General features: G+C 51.4%; 1 protein-coding gene. It reads right to left on the minus strand.

The window, feature by feature from the left end:
- Positions 1 to 126: 126 nt before the first annotated feature.
- Positions 127 to 315: IS66 family insertion sequence element accessory protein TnpB (gene tnpB / locus H5300_RS27260; RefSeq protein ID WP_182797403.1), on the minus strand; the 189-nt coding region annotated here is incomplete at its 5' end.

A 315-nucleotide genomic window follows, 5' to 3' on the forward strand; every position in this document is an offset into this window, starting at 1 on the left:
TCTTGCGCCATTTAAGTTCCTGTCGGCTGGCTTGCAGTGCTGATGCGCTCAATTATTCCAGCATTGTGGGATCGGTCAACATGATCGTGAGGATCGATAATTTAAGGGTGAATAGTGTGCGTACGGTCATACTTTTTGCCAGCCAGGCAGCCCCATCAACAGAGCTTTAAGCTGCTTCGCGGCGACAGGGGTCACCCCATCTTGGTGATGACGGGGCCAATCTTGAAAGCGGCCTTTGCTCAGGCGTTTATTGATTAACCAGAAGCCAGAGCCGTCATAACATAATGCTCTAAGCATGGTTCGGCGGCGGTTGGT

Source organism: Vibrio sp. SG41-7 (assembly GCF_014164465.1).
Lineage (GTDB): Bacteria > Pseudomonadota > Gammaproteobacteria > Enterobacterales > Vibrionaceae > Vibrio > Vibrio splendidus.